Raw genomic sequence first — 13,998 nt, forward strand, 5'->3', positions numbered from 1 at the left:
CCGCACCCGGCACACCCACCCCGGCCACCGCCACCGGTCCGGCCACGGGAACGTAGCCCACCACCCACATCACCGCCGCCAAGAGCAGCATCGCCGGGTACATCATCGGCGAGGCACACGTCCACCATCACGCCCTATCCGGCACAGGCAGGTGCTCGAGCCGCCGTTCAGGTCGATCCGCAGAAGCGCCGGCCGTCGGACCGGGCACCAGAACGGGCCGAAGCGGGGTCTCTCCCGGTTGGGTCAACCAATGACGGTCTCGACGTGCCGGGTGAGCGCGTCCAAGAGGGCGGTCTGCTGGTCGGTCAGCTTCCCGTCGGTGCGGGCCTTCTCCTGCTTGCGCAGCCAGGTGCCGGGCCGGAATGCCGGGTCGTCGCCGAGGCCGGTGCGGTTGGCGGGGCCGTCAAGGGTGCCGCCGGCGGCAAGGTAGGCGAGCAGGCGCCGGTAGGAGCGGTTCCAGTCCGGCTCCAGGCGCCACAGCTCGTCCAGCGCGTCCAGCTTGGCGGCCTGGTCGGCGGTGAGGTTGTCGGCCTTGCGCTGGCGGCGCATCCACGCGCCGACCGCGTAGTCGTCGACCTTCGCGGTCGCGGGGATCGCGAGGTGGCCGTGCCGGCGGTGGAAGGCGGCGGCGTAGGCATGGCCGCGCTCCCAGACGTTGGCGTTCTTCGACCAGATCATGCCGAGCGCGTCCAGCTCCCAGATCCGGGCGGCGTCGAGCAGGCCCTGGCCGTGGAGGTGGCGCTGGCGGGTGAGCCAGGAGATCAGCTCGGCGTTCTTCGTCTTGTCGGTGGGGTCGAGGTGGCCGCGCTCGATGTGGAACGCGGTAGCGACGGCGTGCATGCGCTGCCACTCGACCGCACGCGGGTTGAACGCGCGCAGCTTCACGGTCTGCAGGATCCGGGCGGCGTGCTGCCGAGGTTGATCTTCAGCCACTCGACCGGCGACCCGACTGGGGCCGACTGCTGCTCGCCCTCCCCCGCTGCGGCGGCCTCGCCCTCGGCCGGCTTGGCCGCGGTAGTGTGCGCGGTGCCCTGGGAGCGGTGGGCGCGCAGCTCGGTGATCCGGCCGACCACCCGGGCATCGTGCGCGGCCAAGGCCCGCAGGACCCGCCAAATCGTGCGGAACGAGCTGGCCTCGATCTCGGTGTCGGCCTCCGCCTTCACAGCCTCGCCGGCGTCGTGGACCTCGGCCGGATCCGCGGCGGCGGTGTCGTCGGCCGCCACTCCGAAGATGCTGGCCATGGAGTTCGCCCGGTTCATCGGGCTGCCGCTGCCGTCCCGTTACAGCCAGGTCGAGGTCACCAACAAGGTCTGCGATCTGCTCTGCACTCTCGGCTGCCGTCTCGTGCTTATCGACGAGCTGCACAATCTCGACATCGGTACACGGGTCGGCGCCGAGGCATCCGACCAGATCAAGTACCTCTCCGAACGGATCCCGGCGACCTTCGTCCTGGCGGGCGTCGACGTCGAGGGCACCGGCCTGTTCGCCGGACGGCGCGGCGGACAGATCGCCAGCCGCTACAGCCTCACCCCCACCAGTGCCTTCCGGCACACGACCGCAGACCAGCGCGGGCCTGGCAGTCCCTCGTCGCGACGCTCGAGGAATCGCTGCGGCCGCACGCCCACCGGCCGGGCACCTTGCTGAAACTCAGCAGCTACCTCCACGACCGCACCGGCGGCATGATCGGCAGCCTGTCCCATCTCGTCCGCGAAGCCGCCCTGGACGCCATCCTCGACGGCAGCGAAAGAATCACCAAAGCCTCGCTGGAGCGGGTCGACCTGGACGAGAACGCCGAGCAGCAGAACCTCCCGCGCGCACGTCGGCGCCGGGCCCGCAACGAGAAACGCACCGCGTGACCACCCGGCTGCGAGCCCTGCCGCTCACGCCACCGCCCGTCCACGGTGAAACCATCGGCTCCTATCTGAACCGGCTCGCCGACGCCAATCACCTCACCATCGGGCACCTGTCGTCCCTGATCGGCCTGTCGCGACGCCACCGCCGTGGCGACAACCGAGTCGGCTACTGGACCCCCGAGGGACTGTTGCGGCTCGCAGCCCTGACCGGCCGGAACCCGTCCTCCCTGATCCACTCGATGCCCCCGCTCTGCACAATCGGCGACCTGATCCGGCGTCTGCCGCTGTCCGCCACCGACGAAGTCATCGAGCCTCGGCGCCGCCCGGCCTGTCGGCTCTGCATGGCCCGCCGCCACGTCCACGGTCTCGTCATCCGCAGCACCCCTCACCATGAAGGCGTCTGCCACCGGCATCACCGATGGCTCCTCGGAGACGAGCAACACGGGCTCACCCGACTGCCCGAGATCCTTCGGGCCAACCGACGACATCAGCGGATCGCCCGCCGAGGCACCCACCCGTCCACCGCGCTGGCCTACGTCGATGCCCGCGACCGCCTGATCAAGTGGTTCACCAACGAGGTCAGCGGCCCGCCGCTTCAGCAGCGTTGGAACCATCGCCTCGACGTGCTCGGCGAGGACCCGTTCGGCGATCCCCACCGTCCCTCCGAGGCCCGGATCGAACTGGTCACCTATCCCGAAGCCGTCGTTCTCACCAGCCTGTTCGCCGCACCGCACTGGCGAGACCACCCCCAGCTGCCTGCCGAGGCAGCACGACGCTGGGCATCCCTCCTCAACAACTGTGTGATCTTCAGCGGCAGTTGCCCACTGCCGGCGGATAGGGTTGCGCCATGTTCGACGTCGATCACCGGGAACAGGTCCGAGCGCAGCTCCTCACACTGGCAGAGGCTGATCCCGACGTCGCAGGCGCCGCGATCACCGGCTCCGCAGCCGTCGACGGGGGCGACCGCTGGTCGGACATCGACCTGGCGTTCGCCATCAACGGTGAGCTCGGCCCGGCCCTGGCCCGCTGGACCGAAACGCTCTACCAGGAATTCGCCGCCCAGCACCACTGGGACCTGCCGTCCGGTTCCACGATCTACCGGGTATTCCTCCTCCCGGGCTGGTTGGAGGTCGACGTCGCCTTCACCCCTGCGGACGATTTCGGCCCGCTCGGACCCGCCTGGCGCACCGTCTTCGGTCGAACCGCCCAGCTTGAACCCGCCGGTCCGCCAGCCCGCGCCCATCTCGTCGGCCTGGCCTGGCACCACTCCCTCCACGCACGCGTATGCATCGAAAGGCGCAGGTGGTGGCAGGCCGAGCACTGGATCAGCGCCGTCCGAGACCTGGTGATTGCGCTGGCCTGCCTTCGCCTGGGGCACCCCACCAGCTACGCCAAGGGGGCTCACCTGCTGTCGCATGACGTGACCGGACCGCTGGAGACGACCCTGGTCCGATCGCTCGACGAGGCGGAGCTACGGCGCGCACTCGAAGCCGTCGCTGCCGCGCTGAACCAGGAACTTGAGCACACTGACCCGGCTCTGGCCGCGCGTCTTCAGCCCATGCTGACCGAACTCGCACAGCCCGATGGACCCGCACCCGCCCACTGACGCGCTCAGTCTCAGCAATCACCGATCGAACCCAAGTGGCCAACCATCGCTGAGCACGACCACCCGTCTCTGAACGTCACGAGCTGCCGCGGGATCCGACCCGGAAACTGCCACCTTCGATGAGAACTTCACACGCAGACGTCCCAGCTTCCTGACACTCCCCAGCCCAGGCGAACCTTCCTCGTCATGATCGACGAGACATGCGCTCAGCACCCGTGCACCGGTCGCCAGGACGCATCCCCTCAAGCCCTCCCTGCGTCCCACTCCAACCTGTCACCCCGCAGGTCAACGATCCCACCCCCGCATCTAATGAGACGGGACAGAAGCGGTCATGCACACAACGTGGATCAGGACACGAGGGAACGTGCGATGCGGAATCCCACGTCGTCGACCTGGAAAGTCGGATGGCTGCGGCGCCGCGCGGAGGCCCGGCAGCTCCAGTGCTCGTCGAACCAGCCTCCGCCGCGTAGCACTCTGTAGTCTCCGTAGACCTCGGCGTCGTAGATGTCCCAGCACCAGTCCCAGACGTTGCCGAGCATGTCGTAAAGGCCCCACGGGTTGGGCCGTTTGCCACCTACGTCGTGGATCTGCTCGTGGGAGTTGCCGCGGTACCAAGCGATCTCGTCGAGAGGTCCGTAGTGCGGTCCGGTCGTACCGGCACGGCAGGCGTGCTCCCACTCGGCTTCGGTCGGTAGCCGGTACCCGTCGCCGGACGCGTCCCACTCGATGCCTTCGCCGTCGGCATGGAGGTGGTAGGCGGGTGCGATCCCGTCGCGTTGGGACAGCGCATTGCAGAATCGGACCGCGTCCCACCAGGAAACGTTCTCGACGGGCATTGTGTCCACCTGGGCGGTGCTCGGCCGCAGGCCGGTGACCTGTGCGTACAGTGCCTGGGTGACTGGGAAAGCCGCGAGTTCATAGGGCGCAAGCTCGACCGACCAACTGCGTTGTGTCCGCCGGTCCGACAGCGTTACCTGCCCCTGCGGAACGGCGATCATCTTTCCTGCGCTCGCATCCATGGACAGGTGATCATATCGGTACCTGTTCTGGACGACCGCGCGGCTGACCTTCTGCATCGCGCCCCGCGCCGGATCGGACGGATCTTCAGGGGCTACCAGTCGTGGCTGACGACTCAGGCGTGGTATCAGTTCGAAACGGCGAAGCCGACCAGATCGGCTGAGACAGCATCCGGCATTCGCTCGCCCGGGACCACATCACCTGCGATTCCCAGCATCTCCACGTCCCAGCTGAACTGGTCGCCGCAGGTCAGGAGCCCGACTCGGGGCCAGATCATTTGAGACGGGACACCGGCGCCGTGGTCGCCGCTGCGAAGCGCGTGGGCCGACCCGAGCCCTTGCACCGGCCGTAGGCACGGCGAGCTGGTAACAGGCGCGTATTCGGATCGCGCGGTATTCGGCCGCGCCTGCGCCGATCGGCGGTCCGGCCCGTGCCCTGCACCCGCGGGGCTCGTTTGCAGAGCATGAAGAAGATCGTTTCGGCCGCCGCGCTCACCGCTGCCGCACTCGCCCTGGCCACCCCGGCCGCCCACGCCGCGCCCGTCTCCACCCAGGAAGGCTCGGTTGGCTCGGCCCCTCGCATCGCCAACGGCGGCCCCGTTGGACCCGGCCTCAGTGAGCTCGTGGCAATCGCGGAAGGCATCCTGAGGAAGTACGGAATCACCAAGTAGATTGTCTGGCTCCCATCGACGCTCCGCTGCCGGCAATCGGCGCCGGGGCGTCGAGTGTGACTGGCGGGCCAGGTCAATGACCTGCGGAATCGTCCGCACCGCCCACCGCGCCCCCCTGGACGACCGCCCCGAACAGCCCTGCGAGGTCTACCTCGCGCTGGAGTACATGCAGCACACCGGCTCGTTCAAGGCCCGCGGCGCGCAGAACTTCATCCAGGTCCACCGCGCTCGTACGGCGCCAACGTGCGCCTGGTCGGCGCGGAGTACGCCGAAGCACTCGCCGCCTGCGAGGACTTCGCCGCCGCGACCGGCGCCCTGGCCAGCCACGCCTACGACCACCCGCTGATCGCGGCTGGCGCGGGCACCCTGCTCGAGGAGATCCGCCAGCAGATTCCCGGCCTGGACACCGTGGTGGTCGCGGTCGGCGGCGGCGGCCTGTTCGCCGGCATCGCCACCGCCGCCCAGCACCACGGCGTACGTGTCGTCGCCGTCGAACCGCAGAGCTGCCGCGCGCTCAACGCCGCCCTCGAGGCCGGCCGCCTGGTCGACGTCACCGTCGACTCGATCGCCGCCGACTCCCTCGGCGCCCGCCGCACCTGCGCGATGGCCCTGCACGCAGCCCAGCAGGAGGGCGTCCACTGCGTACTCGTCCCGGACACCGAGATCGTCCGCGCCCGCCAGACACTGTGGGACCACCGCCGCGTCGCCGTCGAACACGGCGCGGCGACCGCGCTGGCCGCCCTGACCGGGCCGGCCAGCCACGTACCGGACCGGCCAGCCACGTACCGGACCGGGACCTGCCCTCGCGGCCCGCCGGCCCGGGCCGCGGCTACCGGCCCGGCAGCGGCGAAAAGGTCGCGGTGGTGCTGTGCGGCGCCAACACCGACGCCCGCACGCTCATGGACCACACCAGCGACAGCTGACCACCAACCCCGAAGGAGGCAGCCGGGCGAAGACCGCCCGGCTACCCCCTTCAGGTTCCTGACCAGCAGCTCCGGCCGATCAGGCCGGTCAACGGCGGCGCCGCGGTGACGAGCACTCCCTCGCCGATGCCGTCGGCCAGGGCGAACCCGGACTCCCGCAGCTGGGTGGCCACCATCCGGGAGGCCATGGACAGGACCGCCGTGGCGCCGATCCGGTCGGAGTCGCACAGCCGCAGCATGAACGGGACCGTGGGCGGGGTGAGCGGTTGCGGGCCGAGGTTCCACTTCAGGACGACGCCTTCGGGTCGCGTGGCGACCGCGAGGCCGGTGGTGCCGGGCTCGGTGAGCGCGTAGCCGGCGGCGCACAAGGTGGTGTGGACGGCGTCGTACAGGTGCTGGTGGTGCTGGTCGTACATCCGGTGAGCCTAACCCGCCGAGCAGTGCCGACAGGCGGCCCCGCGTCGGTGACCAGACATGGAAGACCTGGACCAGGACGCCCAACGGGACATCACAGCAGTGGGTCGCGTCCGGCCAGGGCGCAGGCGGCCACCTAGTTGATCCTGAAGTCCTCCCGCACTACTTCACCGTCGGGCAACTCCTTGATCTCCTCCCGCACTACTTCACCGTCGGGCAACTCCTTGATCTCCTCGATCGTCTTCTTGCCGTTCTCGTCGTCGAAGATGATCGCCTCTCCGCGGACAGGATCGACGATCTCTTCGATACGCGAGTGGGTCGAGTGGTGTCCGTTACCCACGTGATCGTCCTGGATGACCTCGGTCTCGACGAACTTCCTCTCCTCGAAGAAGGGGGGAGGTTCAGCGGCGTGGGCGGTAGCGGACAGGGACAGGGCCACGCCCGCCAGTGCGATGGCGACAGTCACCCGCTTGATGTTGTTCATACCCTGCCAACGATCTTGATGGCCTGCCGTCACCAGGGATCCCGGGTGGCGTGCCTCCGTGGCCACCGGGCATGGAACCCGGATAGCTCACTTTCCGGTACCCACAGACACGACGACGGCCCGCGCACCCCCGACGGGGTCGCACACGCCGTCGTCGCCAAGGCCCTCGCCGGTTCACTCACAGCATCCCTGGAGGGAGGGCATATTGGGGCGTGCTCGGTCTAGTAGCTGCCGGTTCAGTTGCAGAACTCGTCGGGGCGGAGGCCGAACCAGACTTGCCTCGCTTCGGGGCTGCTGCTTCTCACCGACATCGCGCACGGCCGTGATCGGGAAGTGGTCTTGGAAACCGACGATGAATGCTCTCGGTTGTGACCTACGCAGCCACCCTGTCGATCGCCATCTTCGAGCGCACCGGGTATCCGAGTCCCGGCGGCGCGAGCCGCTTGGCCCAGCCGCCATACCCGCGCTCCGCACCAGCGGATTCCTCCAGCCACGGCCCGGGCGCTGGGCCAAAAAGCCGATTCAGGCGCAGCGGGGCACGATGCGACCGGGTAGCGGCTCTGCCCGGGTAGGCGCGCCGCAGCCGGGGCGTTCGGTCGCGCGGCCGCCACTTCGGTCGCGCCACCACAGGCATTCCCCACTCCATGCGGCACGGCGTGCACCTGCACAGGCCGGGCCGACTCAGAGGCTGTTGTCGTACCGAACTTGATCGGCGTGTTCTCGCAGCTCAGGCATGATGTCGCGGTTGGCGAGGCAGGCTGATGCCGTCGGGTTGTCTCGTCGGTGGAGGTACCGGGATGGCGTCGGTCGTGGGTCTGCTGGAAGAGCGGGAGCTGGCCGCGCGGGAGCGGGTGGAGGGACTGCGGGAGGAGGCGGACCGGGTGCTCGCCGAGCTCGCGGAGGCGGAAACCGACTGGCAGGAGTGGTTGATCGCCCGGCAGCGCGTGGGTGAGGTCTTGTCTGTGCCGCGAACCCGGGAAACCGAAGTGGCCAACGCGGTCACGGTAGGGGATGCCTCCGCGCCGACGCCGGAACCCGAGCCGGCGGCGGACATGCCCGCCGCGGTGTCTGCCCCTGGGGCTGCGCGGGCGGGTTCGATCGTGCCGGTGTGGCGGCCCGCGCTGACCGCCGACATGCTCGCCGTGGACTATCAGCGGATCCTGTCCGCGCTGGCGGAACGCCGATCGGGCGGTGACGGGGTGATGACGTGCCAGGAGATCGCCGCCCGGCTCGGGCTGGAGCTGTGCCCGGCCAGCGTGGAGGGGGTGCGGTCGAAGATGAAGCGGCTCGCGGACCACGGCTGGGCCACCGAACCGACCCCGGGCCGGTTCACGCTCGCCGACGGGCCAGTCTGCGGCTCATGAGCATCGTCATCGACCACAGCACCATCTGCTCGTGGACGGCGGGCAGCGTCTCGTAGTCGCGCACCAGCCGACGCGAGCGGAACAACCACGCGAAAGTCCGTTCCACGCACCAGCGCCTCGGCAGCACCACGAACCCCGAGACGTCGTCGCTGCGCTTGACGATCTGCACGGTGAGCTGGAGCTTCTCCCTCGCCCAGGAGACCAAGCGGCCCGCGTAGCCGCCGTCGGCCCACACCAGCACGATCTTCTTGTAGCGGTCCCGCACCCGCTTCAGCAGCGGCGCGGCCGCGTGGCGGTCCTGGACGCTCGCAGTGGTCACCATGACCGCCAGCAGCAGGCCGAGGCAGTCCACCACGATGTGGCGCTTCCTGCCCGGCACCTTCTTTCCCGCGTCGTAGCCCCGTGAGGACGCCGGCACGTTCGCGGCGGCCCGCACCGACTGCGAGTCGACGATCGCGGCGGTCGGCTCCGGGTCGCGGCCAGCGTCCTCGCGCGCCAGGCCCCGGAGCCGGTCGTGCAGCTCGGTCAGCAACCCGGTCGCGCCCCAGCGACGCGCGAAGGCATAGACGCGGTCCCACACCGGGAAGTCGCCTGGCATAGCGCGCCACGTGATGCCGCCCGCGACCAGGTACCGCACGGCGTCCAACATCTGCCGGTGGCAGTAGCACTCCGGCTGCCCGCCACGGCCGTTCATCCACGCAGGGACCGGCATCGCGTCCCGCACGACCGCCCACTCCGCGTCCGACATGTCCGAGGGATACCGCGGCTCGCGATCCGGATGGTCGCCCGCATTCCCGAACCGGTGAGCGAGGCAATCACACGACCGGGCAACCGAGTTGGACTCCACCGGCACGGAACCGCGAGACTGCGACACGAGGGCCTCCTGGCTGGCTCGTTCGGACTTCGACAATCCCGAGCTGGACAGGAGGCCCCGCCTTCATGCGTGTCGGCGACAATATTCCCCCGACCGAGTCACCCCGATACGTAAGCCCCAGAGCCGCTCCAGGGCTGGCGGACAGCCGCTTCCTCGCCGGCGACGCGCCGCTCCAACTCCTCGTCCGGCGCCTCTACAGTGTCGGAATGCACTGGGGGGAACGTCCGCGCTGGGCGCGGTGGGCAACGGTCGTTTTCGTCGTGGGGTTCGTCGAGGGCCTCGGCTCGCACGTCCGTGACGTGCTGGTCCACGGCCCGCACGTCTACGACGGCTGGCCGGAACCGAGCCGGCTGCTCTTCTTCGCACTGTTCGTGTTGGACCCACTCATCGCCGTGCTGGTGGCGTTCGCCCGGCCGTTCGGCCCACTCCTCGGGGCGGTGGGCATGACAGCCGACCTGACGGCCAACTACCAGGGCAACTGGGACGGTCTGCTGCACGACCCGCTCGCCTACGTGGGGATCGTCGGGCTACTGCCTATGACGCTCTTCGGGCTTTTCGTCCTGGCGACGGCTCTCCCGCTCCATCGCGCCTTCCGCAAGATCACACGGCAGACCATCGCCGTCTGACCCGAGTTCCGCGTCCGCGGGTCAGAACGAGACCGCTCAGCCTTCAGCCTGACGGGATAACCCGTTCGAGCTCTCTGGCTCGAACGGGCATGCAACAAGATCGGTACTACAACAGCCTCTCAAACCAGCTGAAACGGGATGTCTCACCCGAACCCGTTACAGAGGGGTGAGCGGTGGCGGCGGGGTCGCCATAGGCGGTGTACGCCAGCCACGTCGGATCCCCGTCTCCACTGGCCGCGGACCGGCGTGCCGTCAGAACGGCCTGGCCCAGCGGCTGCCCGTCCGCGAGCGCGGTGTAAAAGGTGGTGGCAAAGGAGCTGGCCTTGTCGCTGCGCACGGCCCACAGCGTGCCCAGGAAGGCGCCGGCGCCAGCGGAGAGAAACTGCTGGGCCCAACCCATCATCTGGGTGTACTCGGGGATCGCCCCGGCGGAGCGGCAGGCATTGAGGAAGACGATCGGGTTGTGGCGCGCCAGTGAGCGCCGCGCGGTGGCCCGGTTGAGCATTTCCGGTACGAATGGCCCGCCGACCAAGTCGATGCTCGATCCCGCCCCGTCCGCTTGGAAGGCGTTGTGGCAAGCGAAGTGGGCGACGCTGGGGCCTCCGGCGTCGACGATCTGCAGGACATCCTCCAGTTTGTCGGTGGTCTCGCCTGAACCGATGACGGCCTGGACTGCGGCGATCTCTGAGGCCGCATCCTTTGGCTGCCTGGCTGAGACGACGAAGTGTGCGTCTTCCAACCGGAGGCGGCGCGCACGTCCCTGCCCGCGCGCACGGCGCAGCACAGGAAATCCTTCGACGAGGAAGCCCTGGTCCCGGCCAGGTGCCAGGGGGTAGAGAAGTTCCCAGGGAATGTTGTCGTCCGCTGCGATCGTGAACGTCGTGATCTGATCCCGTAGCTGCCAGTACTCCTCCTTGATCGCGTCCGGGACCATCTGCAACCACAGCCCGGTGCCAACTTCCTCCATCCACCGGCGCGCTGTGCCGGCGGAGTAGGGCGAGCGTCCGACCGCGAGGTCGCGCAGTGTCGCGATGGCCCGCTCCACAGCATCACCAGGGGCTCCGATCAAGCTCTCGGCATGGACGATCTTCCCCAGGTACGGCTCTGAGATGAACTGGAACGCCGGCCGACCCTCGATATTGGTGATCTGCAGAGTGACCTCGCCTGGTTCGGCACTCATCCACCCAATCTGGGCTGTCACCCGACGAGATGACCCACCGTGGAGCGCTGACGTCCGGACAGAGATCTCCACCTCCAACTCACATAAGAACGAGCCGCCCACCCAAGCCGTGAGGCGGATCCGCCGGAGGCCCGCCGCTGTTCCCCGGAACACGAAACGCGCCCGTGGTGTTTCGCTTGCTAGCGACGTCACGAGCAGTACTTGTTCGGCGGCCTCTTCCGAGACGAGTCCGGCAGAGGGATGGGCCACAATAACGACTGAAGTGCCATCAGGATTCGAAGGCACCCCCATGCGAACCGCCCGCACCTGCTCCGCTAGGGACTCTCGCCCAACGATGCTGACGATCAGGCTGAACGAGGCTCCCAGCGGGGCAGCGGAAGGTATCTCGGCGACAAGCAACCGATCCCAGCGGGGTGCGGCGTCACTGGGACGATCTCTACGGGTGTCTCCGACCAGCTCGATAGGCGGGACCTGTCGGGGCAGCCCCGCAGGACGACGAGGGGTGTATCCGGCCGGCGGCTCCGGTTCGGGCAGCCCCGGCGGGGGCGACGGCTGGTAATTGCCGGCACCGACGCTTCCTAAATCGTCACCATCACCCACGAAGACCGACCGGGGGACGCCCAGACGTGTCGCCCGGCCGTCCAGACGTACCGCTATTCGGTCCCGCCCGGAGGAATCACGGGCGTCGGCCCGCCATCGGATCACCACTCGGACCAGCACAAAGAGCTGAATGGCGATCGTGGCGAACCACCGCGCGTCGGTTCCCACGCCCAGGACGATCGCCGCGACGGCGCTTGCGCCGAGTAGGAACAACAGCACTGCTCGAAGACGAGTTATCGGGATCACCAGTCGAACCCAAGCCAGGAGGGGATCAGCATCATCTCATCAGCGCCTGGCCCGCGTTGGTGGTATGAGTCACCCAACACACCGCCATCGACGCCATATGCTCAACTCGCCAGGTCAACCGCTCATCCGCCAACTGAAGCGCTCAGTCACAAGAACTGGGAGACGAGGGAAGCGTCGCGGCCGAGCATCCGGGCGACCTGGCGCTTGGTGTAGCCCTGGTCAAGGAGTTGCTGGGTCAACCGGGCGGCTTCGTTCGGGTTGTTCGGGTCGGCCGGGCTCACTGGTCAGTCCCCTTCTCGGCGAGTTCGGCGCGGCCCAGGCCGCGCAGCTTGAGGTACTGCTCCTGGCTGGTCGGGTGCTGGATGGGCCCGGTGAGGTGGCCCTTGAGGAGGTAGTCGCCCACCTCGCCCCGGTACGGCCAGGGCTGGCGCTCGGTCAGGGCGATGCCGTCCGTGCCGAAGTAGACGACCGTGCCGGGCTTGGCGTGCAGCGCCCCGGCGTAGCCGATGACCTCCTTGCCCTGCCGGTACTTCATGTCCAACAGCGCCGCCCGCGCCCCCGACCACACGTACGCCGCCCACTCGGGGTGCGCGTACCGGTCGCGGGAGAACCCGGCCTGCCGCTGCCAGGTCGCAACCTGATCGTCCTGGCCGAGGATCTCCACCCCGGCCGGGAGCGCCTCGCCGACCGGCGTGGTGCCGGAGACCAGACGCGGCCGCTGCGCGAAGGCGCCCAGGCCGAACAGCAGCACGCTGCGGACCGCGCCCTTGAGTTCGGGCACGTAGTTGTAGATGGTGTTGCGGGAGACGCCGAGGAGCTTGGCGATCGAGGTGACGGTGTTCTCCGGGCGGGCGAGTAGGTCGCGGGCGTGACGTACCTGCTCCTCGGTCATCGCCGGCGGGCGGCCGAGTCGGGTGCCGCGGGCGCGGGCGGCGTCCAGGCCCTCGAATGCGTTACGCGGCCAGGTCGAAGACAGTGTCCTTGACCTGACTGCCCAGGTCACAGTCACGCTTGATCGGCAAGCTTGAGATAACCGCCAGGGCCGCGAACACGTGGAAGACCAGGCGTCCGCCGGGCGTGGTCGTGTCGAGCGCCTCGTGGAGCGAGGTGAAGCCGACGCCACGCTTGCGCAGGCCGGACACAATCGCGATGAGGTCCTGGATGGAGCGGCCGAGCCGGTCCAGCGACGGGACGACGAGGGTGTCGCCCTCGCGCAGGTAGTCGAGGGCCTTCCACAGTTCCTCGCGTTCCGACCTACTGGTCACCCGTCGGCCGCCTACGGAGCAATCGCTGCAGAGTCTGCTGGCGATACTGCGACGGGGAGCAGCCGACGTCTCGACGGAATGCGGTAGCGAAGTGTTTGGGATTGGGATAGCCGCATTTTTGGCCGATGGATGCCACGCTGTCGTCACTGTGCTCAAGTAACCAGCGGGCTCGGTCGGTCCGGAGCCGGGTGAGGAACTGGTGTGGGGTTTTCCCGGTGGATGCGGTGAATGCCCGGATGAAGTGGAATCGGCTCAATTTGGCCACTCGTGCCAAATCCTCTAGGGCGACGGAGTCAGCAAGGTGTTCCTGAAAGTAGGAGATCACAGTGGCCAGTCTGTGAAGTGATAGGGCACCGACACTGACGGCCGACTCCGATGGTTGCTGTAACAGCATGTGTGAAGCCAGAAATTGCATGAGTGTCGCTACGCACGCCTCCTCGGCACCCATGTCCTGTGCGCGCGCCAGATTCGTTGCCAGCAATGCGACCAAAGGGTCCTGCTGCGGAGTTTTCTGGAGGGCTTGCATGCGACGTCTGCCTAGTCCATGTCCGGCGAAGTGTGCAAATATAGCTGAGGATAAGAGGATTCGCGTGATCTCCACTGGTTGGAGCGAATGCCAAAGTAGAACAGATGTCTGGCCGGGTGGTGACAGCCAGGCGGCCCCGTCAGTGATATCGACGGCCTGTGTACCATGCTCGACTCCGTCCCTTTCCATGCGAAGCCGTCCCTGATTGATTAAGGTGATACCGAAACGGTCCGACACGAGTTGCAGCCGCCCTCCCTTCTGTTCGGGGACCAGTATGTGCTCAACGGATAGAGACTTCCATTTGCTCAACGGGTGCATCTCCAGCGAACTCTGGCGGGGGCGTGATTGTG

At 68.2% G+C, this 13,998-nt stretch carries 17 protein-coding genes and 2 pseudogenes; 8 read left to right on the plus strand and 11 right to left on the minus strand.

The window, feature by feature from the left end:
- Positions 1–243 precede the first annotated feature (243 nt).
- Positions 244–885: a helicase associated domain-containing protein gene (locus BR98_RS11385; RefSeq protein ID WP_035844085.1), complete on the minus strand. Its 642-nt coding sequence runs from the start codon at positions 883–885 to the stop codon at positions 244–246.
- The gene (locus tag BR98_RS11390; protein ID WP_198042405.1) at positions 882–1,241 is read right to left on the minus strand and encodes a hypothetical protein; all 360 of its coding nucleotides are present in this window, start codon (positions 1,239–1,241) and stop codon (positions 882–884) included. The genes BR98_RS11385 and BR98_RS11390 overlap by 4 nt, the downstream gene beginning before the upstream one ends.
- Here BR98_RS11390 and BR98_RS41095 point away from each other — a divergent pair.
- From BR98_RS41095 to BR98_RS11400, 4 genes and pseudogenes are all read left to right on the plus strand, one after another.
- Entirely contained in the window at positions 1,231–1,644 is a 414-nt protein-coding gene (locus tag BR98_RS41095) for a TniB family NTP-binding protein (RefSeq protein ID WP_232247366.1), read from the plus strand. The genes BR98_RS11390 and BR98_RS41095 overlap by 11 nt on opposite strands.
- Positions 1,638–1,856, plus strand: a complete 219-nt coding sequence (locus BR98_RS41100) for a hypothetical protein (RefSeq protein WP_051969665.1) — start codon at positions 1,638–1,640, stop codon at positions 1,854–1,856. Before BR98_RS41095 ends, BR98_RS41100 begins: the two co-directional genes overlap by 7 nt.
- Positions 1,853–2,212 (plus strand): annotated as a pseudogene (locus tag BR98_RS41105) (TniQ family protein); the annotation flags it as partial. The gene BR98_RS41100 and the pseudogene BR98_RS41105, both read left to right, overlap by 4 nt.
- Positions 2,213–2,700: 488 nt before the next feature.
- Positions 2,701–3,459, plus strand: coding sequence for a hypothetical protein (locus tag BR98_RS11400; protein ID WP_035844091.1), 759 nt, complete (start codon positions 2,701–2,703; stop codon positions 3,457–3,459).
- Between the two features lie 347 nt (positions 3,460–3,806).
- Here BR98_RS11400 and BR98_RS11405 read toward each other — a convergent pair whose 3' ends face one another.
- Complete coding sequence (locus tag BR98_RS11405) at positions 3,807–4,478, minus strand: formylglycine-generating enzyme family protein (protein WP_035851650.1); 672 nt, start codon at positions 4,476–4,478, stop codon at positions 3,807–3,809.
- Positions 4,479–4,939: 461 nt separating this feature from the next.
- Here BR98_RS11405 and BR98_RS11410 point away from each other — a divergent pair, with 461 nt between their 5' ends.
- Positions 4,940–5,146 carry a hypothetical protein gene (locus BR98_RS11410; protein WP_035844094.1) on the plus strand — a complete coding sequence of 69 codons (207 nt, stop codon included), beginning with the start codon at positions 4,940–4,942 and terminating at the stop codon, positions 5,144–5,146.
- Between the two features lie 76 nt (positions 5,147–5,222).
- Positions 5,223–6,069 (plus strand): annotated as a pseudogene (locus tag BR98_RS37790) (pyridoxal-phosphate dependent enzyme).
- Between the two features lie 50 nt (positions 6,070–6,119).
- Here the strand turns inward: BR98_RS37790 and BR98_RS11420 are convergent.
- Complete coding sequence (locus BR98_RS11420) at positions 6,120–6,485, minus strand: hypothetical protein (protein WP_035844098.1); 366 nt, start codon at positions 6,483–6,485, stop codon at positions 6,120–6,122.
- A 134-nt stretch (positions 6,486–6,619) separates the two neighbouring features.
- A complete protein-coding gene (locus tag BR98_RS11425; RefSeq protein ID WP_035844101.1) occupies positions 6,620–6,967 on the minus strand; it encodes a hypothetical protein in 348 nt (115 codons plus the stop codon).
- Between the two features lie 797 nt (positions 6,968–7,764).
- Here BR98_RS11425 and BR98_RS11430 point away from each other — a divergent pair.
- Positions 7,765–8,331: a hypothetical protein gene (locus BR98_RS11430; RefSeq protein WP_035844105.1), complete on the plus strand. Its 567-nt coding sequence runs from the start codon at positions 7,765–7,767 to the stop codon at positions 8,329–8,331.
- Here the strand turns inward: BR98_RS11430 and BR98_RS11435 are convergent.
- A complete protein-coding gene (locus tag BR98_RS11435) occupies positions 8,297–9,205 on the minus strand; it encodes an IS5 family transposase (protein ID WP_232247367.1) in 909 nt (302 codons plus the stop codon). The two genes, BR98_RS11430 and BR98_RS11435, sit on opposite strands and share 35 nt — an antisense overlap.
- A 260-nt stretch (positions 9,206–9,465) precedes the next feature.
- Between BR98_RS11435 and BR98_RS11440 the strand changes: the two genes are divergently transcribed.
- Complete coding sequence (locus tag BR98_RS11440) at positions 9,466–9,831, plus strand: hypothetical protein (RefSeq protein ID WP_051969666.1); 366 nt, start codon at positions 9,466–9,468, stop codon at positions 9,829–9,831.
- 106 nt (positions 9,832–9,937) lie between these two features.
- On the opposite strand, the gene BR98_RS40215 is transcribed toward BR98_RS11440, so the two are convergent.
- From BR98_RS40215 to BR98_RS42525, 5 genes are all read right to left on the minus strand, one after another.
- Entirely contained in the window at positions 9,938–11,011 is a 1,074-nt protein-coding gene (locus BR98_RS40215; protein WP_198042195.1) for a CHAT domain-containing protein, read from the minus strand.
- A 992-nt stretch (positions 11,012–12,003) separates the two neighbouring features.
- The gene (locus BR98_RS39195) at positions 12,004–12,138 is read right to left on the minus strand and encodes a helix-turn-helix domain-containing protein (RefSeq protein WP_198042196.1); all 135 of its coding nucleotides are present in this window, start codon (positions 12,136–12,138) and stop codon (positions 12,004–12,006) included.
- Positions 12,135–12,866, minus strand: coding sequence for a helix-turn-helix domain-containing protein (locus tag BR98_RS41110; RefSeq protein WP_456152113.1), 732 nt, complete (start codon positions 12,864–12,866; stop codon positions 12,135–12,137). The genes BR98_RS39195 and BR98_RS41110 overlap by 4 nt, the downstream gene beginning before the upstream one ends.
- Complete coding sequence (locus BR98_RS41115) at positions 12,811–13,122, minus strand: recombinase family protein (protein ID WP_232247369.1); 312 nt, start codon at positions 13,120–13,122, stop codon at positions 12,811–12,813. The genes BR98_RS41110 and BR98_RS41115 overlap by 56 nt, the downstream gene beginning before the upstream one ends.
- A complete protein-coding gene (locus tag BR98_RS42525; RefSeq protein ID WP_083976472.1) occupies positions 13,112–13,966 on the minus strand; it encodes a helix-turn-helix domain-containing protein in 855 nt (284 codons plus the stop codon). The genes BR98_RS41115 and BR98_RS42525 overlap by 11 nt, the downstream gene beginning before the upstream one ends.
- Between the last annotated feature and the right edge of the window lie 32 nt (positions 13,967–13,998).

Source organism: Kitasatospora azatica KCTC 9699 (assembly GCF_000744785.1).
Lineage (GTDB): Bacteria > Actinomycetota > Actinomycetes > Streptomycetales > Streptomycetaceae > Kitasatospora > Kitasatospora azatica.

Bases quoted from the DNA above. Each gene is read 5' to 3' on its own strand.
- BR98_RS41095 (WP_232247366.1), top strand. From the start codon at position 1,231: ATGCTGGCCATGGAGTTCGCCCGGTTCATCGGGCTGCCGCTGCCGTCC.
- BR98_RS11390 (WP_198042405.1), bottom strand. From the start codon at position 1,241: ATGGCCAGCATCTTCGGAGTGGCGGCCGACGACACCGCCGCCGCGGAT.
- BR98_RS11400 (WP_035844091.1), top strand. From the start codon at position 2,701: ATGTTCGACGTCGATCACCGGGAACAGGTCCGAGCGCAGCTCCTCACA.
- BR98_RS11405 (WP_035851650.1), bottom strand. From the start codon at position 4,478: ATGGATGCGAGCGCAGGAAAGATGATCGCCGTTCCGCAGGGGCAGGTA.
- BR98_RS11410 (WP_035844094.1), top strand. From the start codon at position 4,940: ATGAAGAAGATCGTTTCGGCCGCCGCGCTCACCGCTGCCGCACTCGCC.
- BR98_RS11420 (WP_035844098.1), bottom strand. From the start codon at position 6,485: ATGTACGACCAGCACCACCAGCACCTGTACGACGCCGTCCACACCACC.
- BR98_RS11425 (WP_035844101.1), bottom strand. From the start codon at position 6,967: ATGAACAACATCAAGCGGGTGACTGTCGCCATCGCACTGGCGGGCGTG.
- BR98_RS11430 (WP_035844105.1), top strand. From the start codon at position 7,765: ATGGCGTCGGTCGTGGGTCTGCTGGAAGAGCGGGAGCTGGCCGCGCGG.
- BR98_RS40215 (WP_198042195.1), bottom strand. From the start codon at position 11,011: ATGAGTGCCGAACCAGGCGAGGTCACTCTGCAGATCACCAATATCGAG.
- BR98_RS42525 (WP_083976472.1), bottom strand. From the start codon at position 13,966: ATGCACCCGTTGAGCAAATGGAAGTCTCTATCCGTTGAGCACATACTG.